18 protein-coding genes and 2 tRNA genes are annotated in these 24,092 nt (G+C 59.6%); 2 read left to right on the top strand and 18 right to left on the bottom strand.

Features of this window, described 5'->3' with window-relative positions:
* Positions 1-374: 374 nt before the first annotated feature.
* From KW839_RS10985 to rnr, 8 genes are all read right to left on the bottom strand, one after another.
* Positions 375-2,678 (bottom strand): YgiQ family radical SAM protein, encoded by a 2,304-nt coding sequence (locus tag KW839_RS10985; RefSeq protein WP_218424313.1) that lies wholly within the window; start codon positions 2,676-2,678, stop codon positions 375-377.
* 263 nt (positions 2,679-2,941) lie between these two features.
* On the bottom strand, positions 2,942-4,339 hold the full coding sequence (dnaB, locus tag KW839_RS10980) for a replicative DNA helicase (protein WP_060542752.1): 1,398 nt from the start codon (positions 4,337-4,339) through the stop codon (positions 2,942-2,944).
* 121 nt (positions 4,340-4,460) lie between these two features.
* Positions 4,461-4,907 (bottom strand): 50S ribosomal protein L9, encoded by a 447-nt coding sequence (rplI, locus tag KW839_RS10975; protein ID WP_008035347.1) that lies wholly within the window; start codon positions 4,905-4,907, stop codon positions 4,461-4,463.
* 19 nt (positions 4,908-4,926) lie between these two features.
* Positions 4,927-5,820 (bottom strand): hypothetical protein, encoded by an 894-nt coding sequence (locus tag KW839_RS10970; RefSeq protein ID WP_218424312.1) that lies wholly within the window; start codon positions 5,818-5,820, stop codon positions 4,927-4,929.
* 36 nt (positions 5,821-5,856) lie between these two features.
* A complete protein-coding gene (rpsR, locus tag KW839_RS10965; RefSeq protein ID WP_002551829.1) occupies positions 5,857-6,087 on the bottom strand; it encodes a 30S ribosomal protein S18 in 231 nt (76 codons plus the stop codon).
* A gap of 28 nt (positions 6,088-6,115) precedes the next feature.
* Complete coding sequence (rpsF, locus tag KW839_RS10960) at positions 6,116-6,538, bottom strand: 30S ribosomal protein S6 (RefSeq protein ID WP_003217491.1); 423 nt, start codon at positions 6,536-6,538, stop codon at positions 6,116-6,118.
* Positions 6,539-6,847: 309 nt separating this feature from the next.
* A complete protein-coding gene (gene rlmB, locus KW839_RS10955) occupies positions 6,848-7,615 on the bottom strand; it encodes a 23S rRNA (guanosine(2251)-2'-O)-methyltransferase RlmB (RefSeq protein ID WP_060542750.1) in 768 nt (255 codons plus the stop codon).
* A complete protein-coding gene (gene rnr / locus KW839_RS10950; RefSeq protein ID WP_060542749.1) occupies positions 7,612-10,239 on the bottom strand; it encodes a ribonuclease R in 2,628 nt (875 codons plus the stop codon). Before rnr ends, rlmB begins: the two co-directional genes overlap by 4 nt.
* Before the next feature lie 224 nt (positions 10,240-10,463).
* Between rnr and KW839_RS10945 the strand changes: the two genes are divergently transcribed.
* Both KW839_RS10945 and KW839_RS10940 read left to right on the top strand, forming a co-directional pair.
* Positions 10,464-10,550: transfer RNA gene (locus tag KW839_RS10945), tRNA-Leu, on the top strand.
* 168 nt (positions 10,551-10,718) lie between these two features.
* A tRNA-Leu gene (locus KW839_RS10940) sits at positions 10,719-10,805 on the top strand.
* A 244-nt stretch (positions 10,806-11,049) separates the two neighbouring features.
* Here KW839_RS10940 and KW839_RS10935 read toward each other — a convergent pair.
* The 10 genes from KW839_RS10935 to KW839_RS10890 form a co-directional block, all read right to left on the bottom strand.
* Positions 11,050-12,984: a methyl-accepting chemotaxis protein gene (locus KW839_RS10935; protein ID WP_218424311.1), complete on the bottom strand. Its 1,935-nt coding sequence runs from the start codon at positions 12,982-12,984 to the stop codon at positions 11,050-11,052.
* A gap of 149 nt (positions 12,985-13,133) precedes the next feature.
* Positions 13,134-14,423 (bottom strand): adenylosuccinate synthase, encoded by a 1,290-nt coding sequence (locus KW839_RS10930; protein WP_060542747.1) that lies wholly within the window; start codon positions 14,421-14,423, stop codon positions 13,134-13,136.
* A gap of 54 nt (positions 14,424-14,477) precedes the next feature.
* Complete coding sequence (locus KW839_RS10925; protein WP_060542746.1) at positions 14,478-15,665, bottom strand: ATP phosphoribosyltransferase regulatory subunit; 1,188 nt, start codon at positions 15,663-15,665, stop codon at positions 14,478-14,480.
* 309 nt (positions 15,666-15,974) lie between these two features.
* Positions 15,975-16,844, bottom strand: coding sequence for a protease modulator HflC (gene hflC / locus KW839_RS10920; RefSeq protein ID WP_046039827.1), 870 nt, complete (start codon positions 16,842-16,844; stop codon positions 15,975-15,977).
* The gene (gene hflK / locus KW839_RS10915) at positions 16,844-18,019 is read right to left on the bottom strand and encodes an FtsH protease activity modulator HflK (RefSeq protein WP_060542745.1); all 1,176 of its coding nucleotides are present in this window, start codon (positions 18,017-18,019) and stop codon (positions 16,844-16,846) included. The genes hflC and hflK overlap by 1 nt, the downstream gene beginning before the upstream one ends.
* A gap of 96 nt (positions 18,020-18,115) precedes the next feature.
* Complete coding sequence (hflX, locus tag KW839_RS10910; RefSeq protein ID WP_060542744.1) at positions 18,116-19,417, bottom strand: ribosome rescue GTPase HflX; 1,302 nt, start codon at positions 19,415-19,417, stop codon at positions 18,116-18,118.
* A gap of 12 nt (positions 19,418-19,429) precedes the next feature.
* Entirely contained in the window at positions 19,430-19,690 is a 261-nt protein-coding gene (hfq, locus tag KW839_RS10905) for an RNA chaperone Hfq (RefSeq protein WP_007902656.1), read from the bottom strand.
* A 93-nt stretch (positions 19,691-19,783) separates the two neighbouring features.
* Positions 19,784-20,755: a tRNA (adenosine(37)-N6)-dimethylallyltransferase MiaA gene (gene miaA / locus KW839_RS10900; protein ID WP_060542743.1), complete on the bottom strand. Its 972-nt coding sequence runs from the start codon at positions 20,753-20,755 to the stop codon at positions 19,784-19,786.
* Positions 20,755-22,653 (bottom strand): DNA mismatch repair endonuclease MutL, encoded by a 1,899-nt coding sequence (gene mutL, locus KW839_RS10895; protein WP_177336985.1) that lies wholly within the window; start codon positions 22,651-22,653, stop codon positions 20,755-20,757. Before mutL ends, miaA begins: the two co-directional genes overlap by 1 nt.
* 8 nt (positions 22,654-22,661) lie before the next feature.
* Positions 22,662-24,089, bottom strand: a complete 1,428-nt coding sequence (locus KW839_RS10890) for an N-acetylmuramoyl-L-alanine amidase (protein ID WP_201782599.1) — start codon at positions 24,087-24,089, stop codon at positions 22,662-22,664.
* Between the last annotated feature and the right edge of the window lie 3 nt (positions 24,090-24,092).

Genomic DNA, 24,092 nt, shown 5'->3' with positions numbered 1-24,092 from the left:
GGATCAAGTCGAACTCAGGCTACGAAAAGCATGGAGATGGACTCTCCTGGTCGAAAACCTGCGACCTGAGGATCAAGTCGAACTCAGGCTACGAAAAGCATGGAGATGGACTCTCCTGGTCGAAAACCTGCGACCTGAGGATCAAGTCGAACTCAGGCTACGAAAAGCATGGAGATGGACTCTCCTGGTCGAAAACCTGCGACCTGAGAACTCAAGTCGAACTCAGGTTCCGAAAGGCATGGAGATCGGCTCTCCTGGTCGAAAACCTGCGACCTGAGAGCTCAAGTCGAACTCAGGTTCCGAAAGGCATGGAGATCGGCTCCCTTTCCCCCTCGCCCCCTTGGGGGAGAGGGCTGGGGTGAGGGGGAAGGCGGTCAGCGCGGTACTACTGGCTTGCGCGCAGGCTTGGGGCCTTTGCCCTTGGCTGCATCCTTGCGCTCCTTGGCCGCCTGCTGGTTGCGGGCAAATGCCGCCGCCTTGGCCTGTTCGCGCTTGTCCCACGGGTTACTGCCATCGCTGGCGCGCGGAGGCAAGCCAGTGTTCTGGGTCAGGATTTTGGTGGTCTTTTCCCCGGCAACCTTATGGCTGCCGGCCGGCGTCGAGTTCTTGCGACGGGCGCTCTGGTAGCTGTCAGTGGACGGCTGGTGCAGCGGGATCAACTGGTTCTTGCCCGGCCCGATCAAATCGGCGCGGCCCATGCGGGTCAGCGCTTCACGCAGCATCGGCCAGCCCTTCGGATCGTGATAGCGCAGGAACGCCTTGTGCAGACGGCGCTGCTCTTCGCTCTTGACGATAGTCACGCCGTCACTCTTGTAGGTGACCTTGCGCAGCGGGTTCTTGCCCGAGTGGTACATCGCGGTGGCGGTGGCCATCGGCGACGGGTAGAACGCCTGCACCTGGTCGGCACGGAAACCATTGCCCTTGAGCCACAGGGCCAGGTTCATCATGTCTTCGTCAGTAGTACCCGGGTGGGCAGCGATGAAGTACGGAATCAGGTACTGCTCCTTGCCCGCTTCCTTGGTGTACTTCTCGAACATGCGCTTGAACTTGTCATAGCTGCCGATGCCCGGCTTCATCATCTGGTTGAGCGGACCTTCCTCGGTATGTTCCGGGGCGATCTTCAGGTAACCACCGACGTGGTGGGTCACCAGCTCCTTGACGTATTCCGGCGACTCGACCGCGAGGTCATAGCGCAAGCCGGAAGCAATCAGGATCTTCTTCACACCCGGCAAGGCACGGGCGCTGCGATAAAGCTGGATCAGCGACGAGTGGTCCGTGTTCAGGTTCGGGCAGATGCCCGGGAACACGCAGGACGGCTTGCGACACGCAGATTCGATTTCCGGCGTCTTGCAGGCGATGCGGTACATGTTCGCGGTCGGGCCGCCGAGGTCGGAAATAACGCCGGTAAAACCCGGGACCTTGTCGCGAATCTCTTCGATTTCGCGAATGATCGACTCTTCGGAACGGTTCTGGATGATCCGCCCTTCGTGCTCGGTGATCGAGCAGAAAGTACAGCCACCGAAACAGCCACGCATGATGTTCACCGAGAAACGGATCATCTCGTAGGCCGGAATCTTTTCCTTGCCGTAAGCCGGGTGCGGTACACGCGCATAAGGCATGCCGAACACGTAGTCCATTTCTTCGGTGGTCATCGGAATCGGCGGCGGGTTGAACCAGACGTCGACTTCGCCATGCTTCTGCACCAGCGCACGGGCGTTGCCCGGGTTGGTTTCCAGGTGCAGCACGCGGTTGGCGTGGGCGTACAGCACCGCGTCACCGCGGACTTTCTCGACCGATGGCAGACGAATCACGGTCTTGTCGCGGGTCATCTTCGGGCTGGCCAGGATCTGCACGACCTTGGCTTCGCTCGGATCGTCGACCGGCCCCTTCTCCTGCTCAATAGCGCAGGCCTGGGTGTCCTGGGTGTTCACATACGGATTGATGATCTTGTCGATCTTGCCCGGACGGTCGATACGCGTGGAGTCGACTTCGTACCAGTCCTTGGGTGTATCACGACGGATGAACGCGGTGCCGCGCACGTCGGTGATGTCTTCGATGTTGTGGCCAAACGACAGACGCTGGGCGACTTCGACAATCGCCCGCTCGGCGTTGCCGTAGAGCAGGATGTCGGCGCAGGCGTCGATCAGGATCGAGTTGCGTACCCGGTCCTGCCAGTAATCGTAGTGCGCAATGCGGCGAAGGGAGGCCTCGATGCCACCCAGGACGATCGGCACATTCTTGTAGGCTTCCTTGCAACGCTGGCTATACACCAGGCTGGCACGATCCGGACGTTTGCCCGCCATGCCGCCCGGGGTATAAGCGTCGTCGGAACGGATTTTCTTGTCGGCGGTGTAACGGTTGATCATCGAGTCCATGTTGCCGGCCGCGACACCGAAGAACAGGTTCGGCTCACCGAGCTTCATGAAGTCGTCTTTGGACTGCCAGTTAGGCTGGGCAATGATCCCGACGCGGAAGCCCTGGGACTCCAGCAGCCGGCCGATGATTGCCATGCCGAACGACGGATGATCGACGTAGGCATCACCAGTGACGATGATGATGTCGCAGGAATCCCAGCCGAGCTGATCCATCTCCTCCCTGCTCATGGGCAGGAATGGCGCTGGCCCGAAACATTCGGCCCAGTACTTGGGATAGTCAAATAACGGCTTGGCTGCTTGCATGTCGATAACCGGTGTTGGCTTTCATTGAATTTCGCGGGCGCGGAATATAGCACAAATTTTGACCAATTCCGACGGCTGTGGTCGGAAATTGGTGGGAGCTACTTCAGTGCAAATTCCACAGACCAATTAAATACCTGTGGCGAGGGGGCTTGCCCCGTTCGGCTGCGAAGCAGTCGTCAAAGGCTTAACAGAGGGAAAACAGGGGCCGCTTCGCTGCCCAGCGGGGGGCAAGCCCCCTCGCCACAGAGGCCCTGCATCAACAGTTATTCGTCATCATCGAAGTTATAGCTACCCGGCGCCAGGTTTTCGAATCGGGTGTACTTACCGATAAAGGCCAGGCGGATAAAGCCGATCGGGCCGTTCCGCTGCTTGCCGATGATGATTTCGGCGATGCCTTTATGCTCGGTCTCCGGGTGATACACCTCGTCCCGGTACACGAACATGATGACGTCGGCATCCTGCTCGATCGCTCCGGATTCCCTGAGGTCGGAGTTGATCGGGCGTTTGTTCGGCCGCTGCTCGAGGGAACGGTTGAGCTGGGACAGTGCCACCACCGGGCAGTTGAATTCCTTGGCCAGGGCCTTCAAGGAACGCGAGATTTCAGAAATCTCGTTGGTTCGGTTGTCGCCGCCGGAACCTGGAATCTGCATCAACTGAAGGTAGTCGATCATGATCAGGCCGATCTCACCGTGCTCACGCGCCAGACGCCGGGTACGCGCACGCATTTCCGACGGGCTGATACCGGCGGTGTCGTCGATGAACAGCTTGCGGTCATTGAGGAGGTTGACCGCCGAGGTCAGGCGCGGCCAGTCATCATCTTCCAACTGACCGGAACGCACCTTGGTCTGGTCGATCCGGCCGAGAGACGACAGCATACGCATGACCAGCGATTCGCCTGGCATCTCGAGGGAATACACCAGAACTGCCTTGTCGCTGCGCAGTACGGCGTTTTCCACCAGGTTCATCGCGAAGGTGGTTTTACCCATCGACGGACGACCGGCGACGATGATCAGGTCAGCCGGCTGCAGGCCGCTGGTCTTCTCATCAAGGTCGGTATAGCCAGTGGACAGACCGGTAATGGCGTTGTCAGTGTTGAACAGCGTGTCGATGCGATCGATGGCCTTGGTCAGCAGATCGTTCACGCCCACCGGGCCACCGGTTTTCGGCCGGGCCTCGGCAATCGCGAAGATCTGACGCTCGGCTTCGTCGAGGATCTCCTCGGCGGTGCGACCTTCCGGGTTGAAGGCGCTGTCGGCGATCTCGGTGCTGATGCCGATCAGTTGGCGCAATGTCGCGCGCTGGCGGACGATCTGCGCATAGGCCTTGATGTTGGCGACAGACGGAGTGTTTTTCGCCAGTTCACCGAGATAACCGAGGCCGCCGACCTGCGAGGTCTGACCTTCCTTGTCCAGTTGCTCGGACAGGGTCACGACGTCAATCGGGGAGTTCTGATCGGCCAGTTTGGCGATAGCACGGAATATCAGACGGTGGTCATGTCGATAGAAATCGCCGTCGGAGACTTGATCGAGCACGCGTTCCCAGGCGTTGTTGTCCAGCATCAGACCACCGAGTACGGCCTGTTCGGCCTCGATGGAATGTGGCGGTACCTTCAGCGCGGCGGTTTGCAGATCGTATTGCTCGGGAGCGGAGATTTCGTTCATGGCCACTTGGAATCAGGATGTAGAAACGGGGATGCCAGAAAGACAAAGGGCACGACCTGTAAACAGGATCGTGCCCGATGTTACCGGCAAGCACCCGCGGGTGCCAGCCGACAGGTGTTGCTTAAGCTGCTACCACGACAACGCGTACGGTGGCTTCAACTTCGGCGTGCAGGTGCACGGCCACGTCGAATTCACCTACGTTGCGGATGGTGCCGTTCGGCAGACGAACTTCGCTTTTTGCAACTTCAACGCCAGAGGCGGTCAGTGCATCAGCGATGTCGTGAGTACCGATCGAACCGAACAGCTTGCCTTCGTCGCCAGCGGTGGCAGTGATGGTCACTTCCAGCTCGGCCAGTTGGGCAGCGCGGCTTTCAGCCGACGTTTTACGGTCTGCTGCAGCTTTTTCCAGCTCAGCGCGACGCTCTTCGAACGCAGCCAGGTTGGCTGGGGTCGCAGCGGTAGCTTTGCCGTAAGGCAGCAGGTAGTTACGACCGTAACCAGCCTTAACGTTCACTTTGTCACCCAGGTTGCCCAGGTTGGTGACTTTTTCCAGAAGGATCAGTTGCATGTGAAAATCCTCTTAACTTTTAACCTTCACCGTTCGCGTTATCGGCGTCTTTCGGCGCCAGACGACCGCGAAAATCAATCAGGCTGTCGACGATGGCCAGGACCACCAGCAACGGATAGATCAGCTGCATGAACAGCAACAGCGTTACGTACAACCCCACCAGCCAGAACCTGGCCAGTCGCTTTTGCGCCACCAGCCCGTGAATCAGGGCCAGCCCGGCGAACACCAGCGGTACGCTGCACAACGGCGTCAACATGGCCATCTGCGGACCGAAGTTCGGCCCCAGAAGCATGCACGCCAGCAGCAACATCGCCGGCACAAGCGGGATACGGATGGCGCGAAACTCGCGACCGAAACCACCCGGGTTGTACAACAACGCCTGCCAGTAGCGCCCGACAAGCAGGCTCAACAAGCTGACGATTTGCAACAAGGCCGCAATAAGGCCGGTCAGGACTGGTGCAATCAGGGACGCAAAATGCGCTTGCTCGTCTACCGACAACTTCTGGTAGACATCACCGAGTAGCGACGGCATGACTTTTATCAAAGCCTGCGCCAGCATCTCGATTTGGGGAGCAAAAGCTGTCCCCAGCACCACTGCAAACACCACTCCCATCGCTATGCTGACCAGCAGCACGCGGTTCCAGGACTCGCTTGCGCGCAAAACCAACGCAAGGCTCGCAGACCCCAGCAGCACCAGAAGTGCCCGTGGGTCGTCGGAGTAAAGCCACCAGATCAATGCCGGCAGCAGTCCCAGAGCAAGAACGCCGAGGGCGTCCTTCAATCCGCGCCGCAGGAGCACGAGGCATCCAGCGGCAGCACCCAACCAATACAACAGCGGCAATGCCGCGCATCCAGCCACTACGAGAGTGGCCTGCATACGGCCCCGCATGATGAACTCAGCTAAGGCACGCATACATTCAATCCTTTGCTACGTGTCGACTGCCCGGTCTCAGCGGCCGTGGCTGTCGGTGTAGGCCAGCAGGGCCAGGAAGCGGGCGCGCTTGATAGCGGTGGCCAGCTGACGCTGATAACGAGCTTTGGTACCGGTGATGCGGCTTGGAACAATTTTGCCGGTCTCGGATACGTAGGCTTTCAGAGTGTTGAGATCTTTGTAATCGATCTCTTTCACGTCTTCAGCGGTGAAGCGGCAGAATTTACGACGACGGAAGAAACGTGCCATTTGATAGGCTCCTTAAAAGGTCCGTGGATTACTCGTCAGCGTTATCGCTGTTGTCGCTGTCATCACTGTCAGCGCTTTCAGCGCCTTCGTGCTCAGGACGGTCGCGACGCTCACGGCGCTCACTGCGGTTTTCTTCAGCCTTGAGCATCTCGGATTGGCCGGTAACGGCTTCTTCGCGACGGATGACCAGGTTACGGATCACTGCATCGTTGTAGCGGAAGTTGTCTTCCAGCTCGGCCAGGGCCTTGCCAGTGCACTCAACGTTCAGCATCACGTAGTGAGCCTTGTGAACATTGTTGATTGCGTAGGCCAGTTGACGACGGCCCCAATCTTCCAGACGGTGGATTTTGCCGCCGTCTTCTTCGATCAGCTTGGTGTAACGCTCAACCATGCCGCCGACTTGCTCGCTTTGATCCGGGTGGACCAAAAAGATGATTTCGTAATGACGCATGAATGCTCCTTACGGGTTGTAGCCTGCCGCTCAAAAGCGGTCAGACAAGGAGTGAATGACACTTATGGACTTGCGGACGCTAGACACATGGGTGCCTGCCATCACAGCAAGGGGCGCAATTGTAGAGAAGGGACGCGGGAGGCGCAAGGTAATTGGTGATTATTTGAACAATCACCTATCTTTTGCCCTTGCACAAAACCAATGTGGGAGCGGGCTTGCTGGCGAATGCGGTATCACATCCAGCATTTTCGCTGAATGACACTCCGTTTTCGCGAGCAAGCCCGCTCCCACATTTTGATCGCGTACGACTCAAGCCTTTTTGGCAGCAGCCTTGGCCTTGACGCTGCGCTGGCGCTGCGCTTCGAACAGGCAGACACCGGTTGCAACAGAAACGTTGAGACTGCTGACGCTGCCGGCCATCGGCAGGTTGACCAGGTAGTCGCAATGCTCGCGGGTCAGGCGACGCATGCCTTTTCCTTCGGCTCCCATGATCAGGATGGTCGGGCCGGTCAGATCCTGGTCATACAGGCTGACCTCAGCTTCACCGGCCGTACCGACAACCCACAAGCCGCGCTGCTGGAGTTTTTCCAGGGTGCGCGCCAGGTTGGTCACGGCAACCAGCGGAATCACTTCCGCTGCACCGCAGGCGATTTTTCGTACAACCGGAGTCAGGGTTGCCGACTTGTCCTTCGGTACGATCACTGCCAGCGCGCCCGCCGCATCGGCCGAACGCAGGCAGGCACCGAGGTTATGCGGATCGGTCACGCCGTCGAGCACCAGCAACAACGGCGCGCCGTCGGTGCGATCGAGCAACTCGTCGAGCATCGCCTCGCCCCACACCTGACTCGGGCTCACTTCCGCGACCACACCCTGGTGCACGCCTTCAACCCAAGCGTCCATTTCACGGCGCTCGGCCTGGCCGACCTGGACCCGGTTTTCATTGGCCAACTCAATCAGCGTCTGGACACGAGGGTCATTGCGACCTTCGGCCAGCCAGATCTGCTTGACGCGTTTGGGGTGATGACGCAGCAACGCTTCGACAGCGTGTACGCCATAAATCTTTTCCAACTGACTCATGACTTGGCCTTAGGTTTACGCGCCCCGCCACTCTTGGCTGGAGCCGAGCCCGCTTTTGGCGGGCCTTTACGGTGCTTGCTCGGTTTGGCTGGTTTGCCGCCGACAGCCTTGTCAGGCGCCGACCGGCTGGTCTTTCCCCCAGACGCCGCTTTACCGCCGCTTTTCGCGCCGGCGAGCAACGCCTGCTTCATTTCACGACTCTTGCGCACTTCAGCGTTTTTCGCTGCTGCATCGCTTGGGCGATAAGCCTCGGCGGCCTTTTCCTTGGCAGGACGACGACCGGTTTTTGCCGGTGCCGGCTCTGCTGCGGTTTTAGCTGCCGGTGCTGCGGTTTCGGCGCCGCGTTTTTTGCGGCCGATTGGCGCGCTGATGGTCTTTTCAGCCATCTCGAAGTCGATCTTGCGTTCGTCGAGGTCGACGCGCATGACCCGCACTTCCACGGTATCACCCAGACGGAAGCTGCGCCCGGTACGCTCACCGGCCAGGCGGTGGTGTACTGGGTCGAAGTGGTAGTAATCGCCCGGCAGCGCGGTGACATGCACCAGGCCTTCGACGTAGATGTCGGTCAGCTCGACGAACAAGCCAAAACCGGTCACTGCGGTAATCACCCCCGGGAACGACTCGCCCACGCGATCTTTCATGAACTCGCACTTGAGCCAGTTCACCACGTCACGGGTCGCTTCGTCGGCACGGCGCTCGCTCATCGAGCATTGCTCGCCGAGTTGCTCCAGGGCCGCTTCGTCGTACGGATAGATACGCGCCTTCGGGATGGTCATCGCACCGGCACGGCGAACGTGCGGGGTGTCCTGTTTCGAATGGATGACGCTGCGGATCGCCCGATGCGTGAGCAAGTCCGGGTAACGGCGGATCGGCGAGGTGAAGTGCGTGTAAGCCTCGTAATTCAGGCCGAAGTGGCCCTGGTTATCGGCGCTGTACACCGCCTGGCTCAACGAGCGCAGCATCACGGTCTGGATCAGGTGGAAATCCGGACGATCCTTGATACCGGCCAGCAGTGCCTGATAATCCTTCGGCGACGGGCCATCCTTGCCTTTGTGCAGGGACAGGCCGAGTTCGCCGAGGAAGGCACGCAGTTTTTCCAGACGCTCCGGTGGCGGGCCATCGTGCACGCGATACAGCGCAGGAATTTCGTGCTTTTTCAGGAATTCGGCGGTGGCCACGTTGGCCGCCAGCATGCATTCTTCGATAAGCTTGTGAGCATCGTTGCGCACGGTCGGGCGAATTTCCGCGATCTTGCGCTCGGTACCGAAGATGATCCGGGTTTCCTGGGTTTCGAAGTCGATCGCGCCACGCACATGACGCGCAGCCAGCAGCACCTTGTACAGCGAGTACAGTTGCTTGAGGTGCGGCACGACGTCGGTGTATTCGCCACGCAGCTTGCGCGCTTCGGTGGCTTTCGGCGTTTCCAGCATGGCGCTGACCTTGTTGTAGGTCAGGCGGGCATGGGAGTGAATCACCGCTTCGTAGAAGCAGTAATCGGTCATTTCGCCGGATTTGGAGATGGTCATCTCGCAAACCATGGCCAGGCGGTCAACCTGCGGATTGAGCGAGCACAGACCGTTGGACAACTGCTCGGGCAGCATAGGGATCACGCGCTCGGGGAAGTACACCGAGTTACCGCGAACCTGGGCTTCGTTGTCCAGCGCGGAGCCGAGCTTGACGTAGCTGGAGACGTCGGCGATGGCCACGTACAACTTCCAGCCGCCAGAGAACAGGCGCAGCTTGCCTGGTCGGGCTTCGCAGTAGACCGCGTCATCGAAGTCGCGGGCATCTTCGCCGTCGATGGTGACGAACGGCAGATGGCGCAGGTCGATGCGTTTCTCTTTGTCTTTCTCTTCGACTTCCGGCTTGAGCTTGCCGGCTTCCTTGAGTACAGCTTCAGGCCAGACGTGAGGAATGTCATACGTACGCAGGGCGACATCGATTTCCATGCCCGGCGCCATGTAGTTACCCACGACTTCGACCACGTCGCCTTGCGGCTGGAAGCGTGGCGTCGGCCAGTGGGTAATTTTCACTTCGACGAACTGACCGATCTGCGCGTTGGCATTGCGGCCCGGTGTCACCAGCACTTCCTGCTGGATCTTCGGGTTATCGGCAACCACGAAGCCGATACCGCCCTCTTCGAAGTAACGGCCGACGATGGTCTCGTGGGCACGGGATACCACCTCGACGATCATGCCTTCGCGGCGACCACGACGGTCCAGGCCGGAAACCCGCGCCAGGGCACGGTCGCCATCGAACACCAGGCGCATTTGCGCCGGGCTCATGAACAGGTCATCACTGCCGTCGTCCGGCACCAGGAAGCCGAAGCCATCGCGGTGACCGCTGATGCGGCCCAGGATCAGGTCGAGCTTGTCCACCGGCGCATAAGTGCCGCGACGGGTGTAGATGAGTTGAGCATCGCGCTCCATGGCGCGCAGGCGGCGGCGCAGGGCTTCGATCTGGTCTTCTGTGGTCAGACCAAACTCTTCGACCAGTTGCTCGCGGTTAGCAGGCGAACCCCGATCAGCAAGGTGCTGAAGGATCAGTTCACGGCTAGGAATAGGGTTTTCGTATTTTTCCGCTTCACGAGCGGCCTCGGGATCGAGGGACTGCCAATCGGCCATTAGAGAGTTTTCACCTTGTCTATATGCGGGTTAGTTTGGCATAGGCGTAATGAAACGGGAAATTTCAGGCTCCGAGAGCCCTTCTAAAGCCCTTTATCGACACTGCAACGCTGATTTGAAGACCGCTGGCGAAATTTTTCAGGTTTTTTTGATCTCAGGGGTTTACAGTCAAAAAGACCCTCCGTATAGTGCGCGCCATCGACGACGGAGACGTTGCCGATACTGCCCAGATGGTGAAATTGGTAGACACGCCAGCTTCAGGTGCTGGTGACCGCAAGGTCGTGGAAGTTCGAGTCTTCTTCTGGGCACCAATTTCGAGCTTGAGATTAGATCAATTTCAAGGCTCACACAAAAACCCGCGAAAGCGGGTTTTTTGCATTCTGAACATCTGATTTAATAATTTTAAAATCAGGGGTTTACAGATCAAAAGACCCTCCGTATAGTGCGCCACATCAACAGCGGCAACGCTGAAGATGAATGCCCAGATGGTGAAATTGGTAGACACGCCAGCTTCAGGTGCTGGTGACCGCAAGGTCGTGGAAGTTCGAGTCTTCTTCTGGGCACCAATTCAAATTCAAGGTTTCGGCCTTGAGTTTCACAGAAACCCGCGAAAGCGGGTTTTTGCGTTTCCGGGGTTCATCTGTGGCATCACCCCTCTTTTGTTTGCGCCGGACAAGCCAGATGCCAAGGCATCAGCGCTGCCGACATCGCCTTCGCGAGCAAGCCCGCCCCCACATTTAATCGTATTCCACTCGATTCAATGTGGGAGCGGGCTTGCTCGCGAAGGCGTCAGGTCGGGCAAGAGATAATCTAAGCCCGGAACTGCCCCAGGCTCGCTTTCAACTGCGCTGCCAGCCCATCCAGCACCTTGCCACTGGCCGTCGTCTCCACAACAGCCTTGGCAGCCTTCTCGGCCTGCGCATGAATGGTCTCGACCCGGCCACGTACCGCTTGAGCGCCCTGCGCCTGGTGCGCGGCAGCCTGGGTCGCCAAGCCGATTGCCGCGTGCACCTGCTCGACCGACGCCTGCACCGACTGCTGCAACCGCGAACTGTCTCGCAACACCAGCAAACCTTCGTTGGCCTGACGCCCGGCCTGACCGATTGCCGCAACCGCCTCACGCGCGCCCTGCTGCAAGGCAACGATGTGCGCCTGGATATCGCCAGTGGAGCTTTGCGTCTTGCTCGCCAGTGCCCGCACCTCATCAGCCACCACCGCAAACCCGCGCCCGGTCTCGCCAGCCCGCGCCGCCTCGATGGCCGCGTTGAGCGCCAGCAGATTGGTCTGCTCGGCAATTCCGTGGATCACCGTGAGCACCACCTCGATTTGCTGACTTTGCTGCGCCAGGCGTTCGATGACCTGCGCACCGGTATTGACCTGGCCGGCGAGCTCCTCGATCAGACTGCCGACTTTCGCCGAGGTCCGGGTGTTTTCGTCGGTAGCCTGACGAATTTCCACGACCTGCTTCAACGCCGCCTGCATGGCATGACTTTCCGATTGCGCCTCATCGGCCATTTGCGACAAGGCACGCAAACTTTCCGCCACCTCATCACGCTGCAGGCCTGCCGCAGCATCAGCACCGGCGTTGCGCAACGTCATGGCGCCGATTTCAACCCCGGTGCGCTGGGCCACATCGCCCGCCTCGCGCACGATCGGCTGCAACTTATCCACAAAACGATTGACCGCCGAGGCCATGTCGCCAATCTCGTCCTTGCTGCTGATTTTTACTCGCTTGGTCAGATCCCCCTCGCCCGCCGCCAGGTCATCCATGGCGACAATCAGCATTTTCAGGCGGTTGACCACTCGCCGCCCGAGCACCACAGCCAGCAACAGCAAGACCCCAAAGCCCACCACCGCCAGGCACACACCGATGCGCCAGCGCAAGGTGGCCGCAGCTTCCTGCACCGTGCTGGTGGTGTTGGCTTTCATTTCGGCCGCCGTGGACTGCGCCGACTGCAGGCGCGCCCCCATGGCCGCCGCACTGTCAGCCGCCGCGCCTTTGAGGCTGTCACCAACCAGTTGATCACTGCTGGCGATCAGCGCCGAGAAACGCTTGTCCAGGGCTGCAACATCAGCCTCCACCGAAGCCTTCGAGACGCCCATCAACACCTTGCCGATTTCCACACCGTTCGGGCTGATCGAAGCCTCGATGTAGAACACCGACGGATCGCTCTTCGCCGCGTCCAGCACCTTATCCAACGCCCGCTCGCCCTGGCCTTTTTCCAGCAATACCTTGTTGATCGGGTTTTCGCGATTCAGATAGCGCGTCAAATGCTGGCCGGTAGCATCGTCATACACCACGAACAACACATTGGGATTGCGCTGGGCGCGACGAGCGAATTCGGACAAGGTCGGGACATCGTTATCCCACATGGCCCGGGGTGCGACCGATGCCAAAAGCTGCGCCATATCATTGGCAGACTCCCTCAGGGCCTTTTCCAGAGTCGAACGCAATTGCGCCTGCTCTTGCTGCAATCGCGTGGACAAACCGGCGGTGAGGCGCTGACGGGTACTGGCGGAGAGACTGTCCAGACTTGACGTGACTTCACGCCCGGCCTGCTCCAGCTCACTGGCAAGCTTTTGACTGTCGGCACCCAGCCGAGCCCCCAGATCGGCTTCCAGAGCGGTCACTGTGCTCCGGGTCAGGGCAACAGCCACCAGCACCTGCACCAAAAGGGCGATACCGAGAGTAACGAACACTGGCCGCAAGAGACGGCTTTGTAACAGTGAGAGAACGGCAGACACTTAAAACCCCTCTGCTGGGCGCCATTAAATTGATGGCGCGCTGGAAGCGATGCAATAAGCAACGATTACAGCAAAGGTCATGCCGTCCTACAGGCATATACGACAAAGGCCCCGATTAAGGGGCCTTTGTTTGTTACATCAACAGCTTATCAAGCAAACGGATGACGCAGAACGATGGTTTCGTTGCGATCCGGGCCCGTCGAAATAATGTCGATCGGCGCGCCGATCAGCTCTTCGACGCGCTTGATGTAAGCACGAGCGTTAGCAGGCAGCTCTTCCAGGGTTTTGGCACCCACGGTCGACTCGGTCCAGCCCGGCACTTCTTCGTACACGGGCTGCAGGCCCACGTAGCTGTCAGCATCAGTCGGGGCAACGGCGTTGCCTTGTGCATCTTTGTAGCCGACGCAGATGTTGATGGTTTCCAGACCGTCGAGTACGTCCAGCTTGGTCAGGCAGATGCCCGAGATGCTGTTCACATCGATAGCGCGACGCAGGATAACGGCGTCGAACCAGCCGCAACGGCGAGCACGGCCGGTAGTCGCGCCGAACTCGTGACCTTGCTTGGCCAGATGCGCACCGACTTCGTCGAACAGCTCAGTCGGGAATGGACCCGAACCTACACGCGTGGTGTAAGCCTTGGTGATGCCCAGGATGTAGTCCAGGAACATCGGGCCAACACCCGAACCGGTAGCAACGCCGCCAGCGGTGGTATTGGAACTGGTCACGTACGGGTAGGTACCGTGGTCGATGTCCAGCAACGAACCCTGGGCACCTTCGAACATGATGTCTTTGCCAGCGCGACGCAGGTCGTGCAGCTCGGCAGTCACGTCCAGCATCAGCGGCTTGAGCAGCTCAGCGTATTCCTTGCACTCAGCCAGGGTCTTGTCGAATTCGATGGCTGGCTCTTTGTAGTAACCCACCAGCATGAAGTTGTGGTAATCCACCAGTTCACGCAGTTTGTCTTCAAAGCGCGGCATGTTGAGCAGGTCGCCAACACGCAGGCCGCGACGTGCAACCTTGTCTTCGTAAGCCGGGCCGATGCCGCGACCGGTGGTACCGATCTTCAGCTCGCCACGAGCCTTTTCACGGGCCTGGTCCAGCGCAACGTGGAAGGACAGGATCAGCGGGCAGGACGGGCTGATACGCAGGCGCTCACGCACCGGTACGCCTTTCTCTTCCAGCTTGATGATTTCCCGCAGCAGAGCGTCTGGTGCAACCACCACGCCGTTGCCGATCAGGCACTGCACGCCTTCGCGCAGTACGCCCGACGGGATCAGGTGCAAGACGGTTTTCTCGCCGTCGATCACCAGGGTGTGGCCTGCGTTGTGGCCGCCCTGGTAGCGCACTACGGCGGCAGCATGTTCGGTCAGCAGATCAACGATCTTGCCTTTGCCCTCATCACCCCATTGGGTGCCCAGGACTACGACATTCTTACCCATAACACTTGTCCTCATTCGCGCAAACTTGGTGCCGGCGGCAGCCGGCGGGAAAACTCAAGAAGCCAGTGGCGATACTTGCCAAAGCCCGTTCTGCTGAATCAATTGCCGGTCGCAGTCCGCTTCACGGGCGGCGGCCAAAGGTTGCCCAGGCAAAGCCTGAACGACACGCTGACCCTCACTGCGCAACTGGCAAACCTGCTGCCAGAGTGCCGCATCCGTACTGTCAGGCATCCAGATACCGCCAGACGGTAGCTCGATCTCAGCACGCCCCAGGGTCACCAGGGTTTTCAAATCGGTAGAGAAGCCCGTTGCCGGACGGGCGCGACCGAAGTCGGCGCCGATATCGTCGTAACGACCACCTTGGGCGATCGACTGGCCGACACCCGGCACAAACACGGCGAATACCACGCCGGTGTGGTAGTGGTAGCCGCGCAGCTCACCCAGGTCGAAGTACAGCGGCAGCTGCGGGAAACGCACAGACAGACGCTCGGCAATTGCCAGCAAATCGTCCAGCGCCGCCAGTACCGGCGCCGGCGCATTGGCCAGGCGCTCGCGCGCGGCAGTCAGTACTTCACGACCGCCACACAGATCAACCAGGGCGCGCAACATGCCCGACAAATCGGCAGGCAGGCTTTCGGTCAAGGTAATGACTTCGTCGATAGCCTTGCGTTGCAGGGCATCGAACAACTGCTGTTCAACCTCACCGGACAAACCGGCAGCGCGGGCCAGGCCGCGGTAGATGCCAACGTGTCCCAGATCCATGTGCACGTCCGGCACATCGGCCAGTTGCAGCATGGCCAGCATCAGGCTGATGACTTCAACGTCACTGCTCGGACTGCCATCGCCGTACAACTCGGCTCCCAGCTGGATCGGACTGCGCGAGGACGACAGGGCTCGCGGCTGCGCATGCAGCACGCTGCCGGCATAGCACAGGCGGCTCGGGCCTTCGCGACGCAAGGTATGCGCATCGATCCGCGCCACTTGCGGCGTAATGTCGGCACGGAAACCCATCTGCCGGCCCGATTGCGGGTCGATGACCTTGAAGGTGCGTAAATCCAGGTCCTGGCCCGCGCCGGTCAGCAGGGATTCCAGGTACTCGATATGGGGAGTCACGACAAACTCGTAACCCCAGCTCTGGAACAGATCCAACACCTGACGACGCGCAACTTCAATGCGCGCCGCCTCCGGTGGCAGTACTTCTTCGATGCCATCTGGCAGAAGCCAGCGGTCTACCGTTGCCATTACGCCTTCCCCTATCTCCGGGCGACCAGCCTGTCGGCGAGCCTTGAGTGAAGCAGAAAATGGTCGGTTTGCGCACAAACCACGCGCATGAGCGACGGAGCGAAAAGCCCTTCTACCGGCTTCGCCAACCACTTTCCTCGAAAAACTGTCGAGCCAATCGGCCCGGCATCTGCTTAAAAAAACAATCAAACATGCAGACGCAAAAAAGCCGGGAATTTCCCGGCTGCCGCATCATACACACGTTTTCCCAAAGGATCACCCCGCCAGAGGTTTTAGCCGCCCGGCGGGATGATTCAGGTCAACGTCGTATCAAGGCTTGGCTTTTTCCAGGTAATGGAAGAAGTCACTGCTTGGGTCGAGGACCATGACGTCGGATTTGTTCGCGAAGCTTTCACGGTAAGCGCGCAGGCTACGGTAGAACGCGTAGAACTCCTGGTCCTGACCGTAGGCCTTGGAGTAGATCGCAGCAGCCTGGGCATCGCCGTCACCGCGAACCTCTTCGGATTCACGATAGGCTTCAGCCAGCAGCACGCGGCGCTGACGATCGGCGTCGGCACGGATGCCTTCGGCCAGCTCGTTACCCTTGGCGCGGTGCTCGCGAGCTTCACGCTCACGCTCGGTGCTCATACGTTCGAACACGCTGCGATTCACTTCTTTGGGCAGGTCGATGGTCTTGACCCGAACATCGACCACTTCGATGCCCAGCTCTTTCTCGGCCATCTTGTTCAGCGAAGCCGTGATGTCCGCCATCAGCGCATCACGTTCACCCGACACCACTTCGTGCAGGGTGCGCTTACCGAACTGGTCACGCAGACCCGATTCCAGACGACGGGACAGACGCTCGTCGGCGATCTGCTTGAGGCCGGAAGTCGCGGTGTAGAAACGCTCAGCGTCCTTCACGCGCCACTTGGCGTAGGCATCGACCATCACGGCTTTCTTTTCCAGCGTCAGGAAGCGTTGCGTCGGTGCATCCAGCGTCATCAGACGTGCGTCAAATTTACGCACCTGGTTAACGTAAGGCACTTTCACATGCAGGCCTGGCTGAACATCGGTCTGGACCACGCGACCGAACTGCAGCAACACCGCACGCTCGGTCTGAGCCACGATGTAGAAGCAGTTCCAGGCAGCGATCGCCACGACGACGCCGACAATAAGGGCGATCAGCGATTTATTGCTCATCAGCGACTCTCCCTGGTACGTGCTTGCTGTTGCTGCAGATCGGCTGCCGCACGCGCATTCGCTTCATTGCTGGTGGCTGCCGCACTGCTCACCGGGGTGCTGGTGTTGCGACCACTCTCGACCATCTTGTCCAGCGGCAAGTACAGCAGATTGCTCTGGCCGTTCTTGTTGCCGGTCACGAGAACCTTGCTGGTGTTGCTGAAGACTTCCTGCATGGTGTCCAGGTACAGACGCTGACGGGTGACTTCAGGGGCCTTGCGGTACTCGGCGACCAGCTTGGTGAAGCGGTCGGCCTCACCCTTGGCGCGCGAGACGGTTTCGTCACGGTAGCCATTGGCATCCTCGAGGATGCGCTGGGCCTGACCACGGGCTTCCGGCACGACGCCGTTGGCATAGGTTTCAGCCTGGTTGCGCGAACGCTGCTCGTCTTCACGGGCGCGGATCACGTCATCGAAGGCTTCCTGAACTTCACGCGGTGCTGCTGCGCTCTGCACGTTGACCTGGGTAACGGTGATACCGGTGCGATAGGTATCCATGAAGCGTTGCAGACGCTCCTTGATTTCGCTGGCCATCAATTCACGACCTTCGGTCAACACCTGGTCCATCGCGGTGGAACCCACCACATGGCGCAAGGCGCTGTCGGTCGCGTGCTGCAGGCTGACTTCCGGCTGATCGACGCTCAGCACGAAGTCCTGCAGGTTGCTGATCTTGTACTGCACGGTCAGCGGCACTTCGACGATGTTTTCGTCTTCAGTCAGCATCTGGCCCTGCTTGGTGTAGGCACGCTCACGCGTGACGTTCTCCATGTACTTCTTGTCGATCGGCGGGAAGTAGATATTCAGGCCCGGGCCAACGGTTTCGTAGTACTTGCCGAAGCGCAGCACCACGGCCTGCTCCTGCTCGTCGACTACATAGACCGCGCTGTACAGCCATACGGCCGCCAACACGACCAGGCCGATACCGAGCAGGCCGCCAAAGCCGCCACTCTTGCCCGGACCACCGCCGTCGTCACCACCACGTTTTTTACCACCACCGAACAACCCGTTCAGGCTTTCCTGCAGCTTTCGGAAGGCCTCGTCGAGATCCGGTGGTCCCTTGCGGTCGCCGTTGTTACGACGCTTGCCACCCCAAGGGTCCTGATTATTCGAGTTGCCACCCGGCTCATTCCAAGCCATAGCGCTCTCCATCTGATAAAGCAAAGACGCACCCACGGCGCGCCGACCAATGCTACAGAATGCCTGTCACCACGACACAACCGCTTTCTCAGGCTTTTATTGCAAAGTGTGTTGCTCGATGAATTCCATCGGCTGCAATCCTTCGCGGCTTACCAGTCGATTCAACTCGACCCGGGGCAAACGAACGGCAAGCAAACTGATGCCTTCTTCGTCGTGTTCTTCTTTTTGCACCGCACCGAGTTCGAAAAACTGCGCACGCAGTCGAGCGAATCGTTGCGGCAAGCGCAAGGTACCGATGAACAAATCACTGCCAAGCAACTCGGCAATGGCTTGTTCAAGCAATTCCAGACCCGTGCCATCACGCGCCGACAGCCAGACCCGCTGGGGCTTGCCGTTTTCGTCGCGCTGGATTTGCGGTTCAACGCCTTCAAGCAAATCGAGTTTGTTATAGACCTCGAGGATCGGCAAGTCCTGGGCACCAATCTCGCCCAGCACCACCATAACCTGCTCGATCTGCAACATGCGATCGGGTTCGGCCGCATCGATCACGTGCAACAACAGGTCGGAGTTGCTCGACTCTTCGAGAGTAGACCGAAATGCCTCGACCAGCTTGTGCGGCAAGTGGCGAATGAACCCTACAGTGTCCGCCAGGACAATCGGCCCCAAATCGTCCAGTTCCAGACGGCGCAGGGTCGGGTCCAGCGTGGCAAACAACTGGTCAGCCGCGTACACGTCGGATTTCGTCACGTTATTGAAAAGCGTGGATTTGCCGGCGTTGGTATACCCCACCAGGGACACGGTAGGGATATCCGCACGGGAGCGGCCGCGTCGCGACTGTTCGCGCTGACTGCGCACCTTCTCCAGCCGACCCTTGATCTGACGCAGGCGAACCCGTAGCAAACGGCGGTCGGTTTCGAGCTGGGTTTCACCCGGGCCACGCATGCCGATACCGCCACCCTGGCGTTCAAGGTGGGTCCAGCCCCGAACCAGCCGGGTGCTCATGTGGTCAAGCTGGGCCAGTTCTACCTGGAGCTTGCCCTCATGGGTACGGGCGCGCTGGGCGAAAATATCGAGAATCAGACCGGTACGGTCGATCACGCGACACTCGAAAACACGTTCGAGGTTACGTTCCTGACTGGGCGTGAGGATGTGATTGAAAATCACCAGATCGGCCTCTTCGGCCTTGACCAGGTCGCGCAGTTCCTCGACCTTGCCGCTGCCGATCAGGAATTTGGCGGTTGGCCGATGACGCGGCACGTTAAAAAACGCAACGGTCTCGGCGCCAGCCGAATTAGCCAACTCCTGAAACTCCTGCGGATCTTCGCGCGCCTCAGGGTCCTGTCCATCCAAGTGAACGAGAATGACTCGCTCACCACCACCGTGGCGCTCAAAGAACAAAGGAGACTCCTATCAGGCGTTACCTGGCTCAGCGTCACCAGCTTCGGATTCGGTTGCGCTTGGCAGACGAATTGGACGAACCGGTACCACTGTAGAGATAGCGTGCTTGTAGACCATCTGGCTTACGGTGTTTTTCAGCAGGATAACGAACTGGTCGAAGGACTCGATCGTGCCTTGCAGTTTGATACCGTTGACCAGGTAGATGGAAACCCCAACTTTCTCTTTACGTAAAGTATTCAAGTAAGGGTCTTGTAGCGAATGCCCTTTTGACATGTGCCGCACTCCTTTAAGGATTCAATATAAAAAATAGGTATTCAGATGGCTTTGGCCGCCCCACCCCCAAGGATAGACGGCAATTGCGAAGACTCAGCTCAATATGGAGATGGTCCCCAAGTATTTCAAGGCGCGTGGCAGATTGTCGCAATCGAGGCTGTCCAGCCAGTGTAAATCAGCCCAACTGCGCAGCCAGGTGAACTGACGCTTTGCCAACTGGCGCGTGGCGATGATTCCACGCTCCTGCATCTCGGCTTGTGTCAGCTTGCCATCCAGGTAATCCCAGACTTGTCGGTAGCCTACTGCACGTATAGACGGCAACCCGGCATGCAGGTCACTTCGCTTACGCAGGGCTACGACCTCGTCAATGAATCCCTGTTCCAACATTAAAGTGAATCTTTGTTTAATTCGCTCATGCAGTACCTGGCGATTTGCCGGGGCAATCGCCAAGTTTGCGACAGTATAGGGCAATTGTTGCCGTCCCGAAGCGGCTGCTTCAGTACTTTGCACAGATTGTTGCAATCTCAGGGCAGTCATGCTTTGACCGCTGACACGATAAACTTCCAGCGCTCGACTAAGTCGCTGCGGATCGTTCGGATGAATACGCGCCGCAGACTCCGGGTCTATTTGCCCAAGCTGTTCGTGCAAGGCCTGCCAGCCAAGGCGTGCAGCCTCTTCCTCAATCTGCGCGCGAACCTCGGGATCAGCTGCCGGCATATCGGCCAGGCCTTCGACCAGAGCCTTGTAATAGAGCATTGTGCCGCCCACCAGCAGCGGTATTTTGCCGCGAGCCGTGATATCAGCCATGGCTTGCAGGGCGTCACGGCGAAAATCGGCAGCCGAGTAGCTCTCGGCCGGGTCAAGAATATCAATCAGGCGATGCGGATATTGCGCCAGGAGCTCCCTGGAAGGCTTGGCCGTACCAATATCCATATCCCGGTAGACCAAGGCTGAATCGACACTGATCAACTCGCAAGGCAGGACCTTGGTGAGTTCGATGGCCAGGTCGGTCTTGCCGGCGGCGGTCGGGCCCATCAGGAAAATTGCAGGGGGAAACTGGCTCATCAACGACCGCGCAAAAACAGTTTGTCCAGATCGTCCAGCCCCAGTTGGGTCCAGGTCGGTCGGCCATGGTTGCATTGACCGCTGCGCTCGGTGTTTTCCATGTCACGCAGCAGACCGTTCATTTCCGGCAAGGCCAGCCGTCGATTCGCCCGAACCGCGCCATGACAGGCCATGGTCCCGAGTAGTTCGTTCAGATGCGCCTGGATGCGATCACTGGTGCCGTATTCCATCAGGTCGGCCAATACATCACCGACCAGGCGGTTGGCTTCCGCCTGCTTGAGCAAGGCTGGAATCTGCCTGATGGCCAGGGTTTCCGGGCCAAGGCGCTGCAATTCGAAACCCAGGCGCTGAAACCAGGCGACGTGCTCTTCGGCGCAATCGGCCTCACGCTGGCTGACCGCCAGCGACTCAGGCACCAGCAGCGGTTGACCGCTCAGGCCTTCGCTGGCCATGGCGATTTTCAGGCGCTCGTACATGATCCGCTCGTGGGCGGCGTGCATGTCCACCAGCACCAACCCCTGAGCGTTTTCGGAAAGAATATAGATACCCTTCAGTTGCGCCAGCGCATAACCCAGCGGCGGGATATCACCCTGCCCATCCGGTAGCGCCATGGCGTTGGCCTCAGGCAGCGGCGCGAAGAACTCGCGATACGCGGCCTGCGCTTCCGCTGCCGGCACAGCGGCCTGCGGGCGTGGCGAATATTGATACTGATAACCCGCGCCAGCGCCAGAACCGGCCGGAGCATTGAACGACGGCTGCGCCTGGGGCTGCTCCAGCAGCGCATTGGCCGCCAGGCGCATTTCGCCCTGGGGACCGAACTCACCCGCTTCGATACCGCTAGGTCGGACGACTGCGGTCACGACCGGTGCTGCCAGTTGATCATCCGGACGCACATCACCCAAGGCGCGATGCAGGGTGCCGTAGAGGAAATCGTGGACCATGCGCCCGTCACGGAAGCGAACTTCGTGCTTGGTCGGATGCACGTTGACGTCGACGCCCGCCGGATCGACTTCGAAAAACAGCACGAAAGTCGGGTGCCGGCCGTTGAACAGCACGTCGCGGTAGGCCTGGCGCACCGCATGGGCCACCAGTTTGTCACGCACGGCACGGCCGTTAACGAAGAAATACTGCAAATCCGCCTGACTGCGGTTGAAGGTGGGCAACCCGACCCAACCCCACAGGTGCAGGCCATTACGCTCGATTTCGATCGGCAGCGCCTGCTCCAGGAACCCCGGGCCGCAGATCGCCGCTACTCGTCGGGCGCGGGCCGCATCATCGTGGGCCTCGTGCAGGCTGAGAATGGTCTTGCCGTTGTGGCGCAAATGAAACGCGACGTCGAACCGCGCAAGCGCCAGGCGCCTGATCACTTCCTGCAGGTGATCGAATTCGGTTTTTTCGGTCTTGAGAAACTTGCGCCGCGCCGGGGTATTGAAGAACAGATCGCGTACTTCAACCGAGGTGCCGACTGGGTGGGCGGCTGGCTGTACCCGGGGCGCCATGTCACGCCCTTCGGTTTCGACCTGCCAGGCCTGGTCGGCGTCGCGGGTGCGGGATGTCAGGGTCAGGCGCGCCACGGAACTGATCGAGGCCAGGGCCTCACCACGAAAACCCAGGCTCATGACCTGCTCGAGGTCTTCCAGATTGCGAATCTTGCTGGTGGCGTGACGGGCCAGGGCCAGCGGCAGGTCATCGGCAGAAATGCCGCTGCCATCGTCACGCACCCGCAGCAGTTTGACACCACCTTGCTCGACATCGACATCGATACGCCGGGCACCGGAATCGAGGCTATTTTCCAACAGTTCCTTGATCACCGATGCCGGGCGTTCGACCACCTCACCGGCAGCAATCTGGTTCGCCAGCCGTGGACTGAGCAGCTCGATGCGAGCACTGTTGCTGATGACCTGATTCATTCCTTGGCCGCCAGCTCGTTACCCGGAATAGTCAGGTGCTGACCGACCTTGAGCTCGTCACTCGGCAGCTTGTTGGCACTACGCAGGGACGCCGGTGACACTTGATAACGCACAGCGATCATCGCCAGCGTCTCGCCCGGGCTTACCCGATGGTCACGCGGCCCCTGGGCGATCTTGCCGGAGTCGCGCAGCCAGGCAATATAAGTACCCGGTGGTGGATTTTGCTGGAAGAATTGGCGCACACCACTGCTGATCGAGCGAGCCAGCGCCTGCTGGTGATTTGCCGCTGACAGCTTGGATGCCTCGTTGGCATTGGAGATAAACCCGGTTTCCACGAGGATCGACGGAATATCCGGAGACTTCAACACCATGAACCCTGCCTGTTCAACCCGTTGCTTGTGCAGTGGCGTTACCCGGCCAATATTGGTCAATACCTTTTGTCCAACGTTCAGGCTGGACGTCAGGGACGCCGTCATCGACAGGTCAAGCAGCACGCCGGCAAGCATGCGGTCCTTGTCATCGAGGCTGACGTTGCCGGCACCGCCGATCAGATCGGAGCGGTTTTCGCTGTCGGCCAGCCAGCGGGCCGTCTCCGACGTCGCGCCGCGATCAGACAAGGCAAACACAGACGCACCAAAGGCCGCAGCCGAAGGCGCCGCGTCGGCGTGAATCGAAACGAACAGGTCGGCACCCTTCTTGCGGGCGATCTCGGTTCGGCCGCGCAATGGAATGAAGTAGTCACCGGTACGGGTCAATTCGGCGCGGAAGCCTTTCATGCCGTTGACCTGACGCTGCAGCTCGCGGGCGATGGCCAATACCACGTCTTTTTCGCGCTGACCGCGCGAGCCCGAGGCACCCGGGTCTTCGCCACCGTGACCGGCGTCGATCACCACAATGATGTCGCGTTTGCCAGCTGGGGCGGGAGGCAGCTTGATGGCTGGTTCCACAGGTGTAACCGGCACCGCCGGCACCGTGGCAACGGATGGAGTCGGTGCTGGCGGCGGCGCGGCATCGGACGGGTTATCGAACAGATCGACCACCAGCCGGTTGCCATACTGGGCATTCGGCGCCAGGGAGAAGCTTTTCGGAGTAACGGCCTTTTTCAGGTCGATGACCACGCGCAGGTCGGTCGGCGTGCGTTGGGCCGAGCGCATGGCGGTGATTGGAGTATTCGAGGTATTGACGTTCAGCGGCGCAGCGAGGGTCGCGCCGTTGATGTCGATGACCAGGCGATCCGGTGCGGTAAGGGTAAAAACACTGTGCTGCACGGGACCGGTCAGGTCAAACACCAGTCGTGTGTTGTCCGGTGCACGCCACAGACGAACACTGTTGACCTTCGAATCGGCCACAGCGTCGACGGTCACCGCCAAAAACACCATCCCTACGGCAGCCACCAACGCGCGAAAGCGCATACCTAACCCCATCAT

Origin of the sequence: Pseudomonas sp. PDM31 (assembly GCF_019218965.1) — a bacterium.
In the GTDB taxonomy this organism is placed as follows: domain Bacteria; phylum Pseudomonadota; class Gammaproteobacteria; order Pseudomonadales; family Pseudomonadaceae; genus Aquipseudomonas.
Note: the sequence above shows the minus strand (reverse complement) of the source record. Positions and strands in the feature narration are given on the sequence as shown.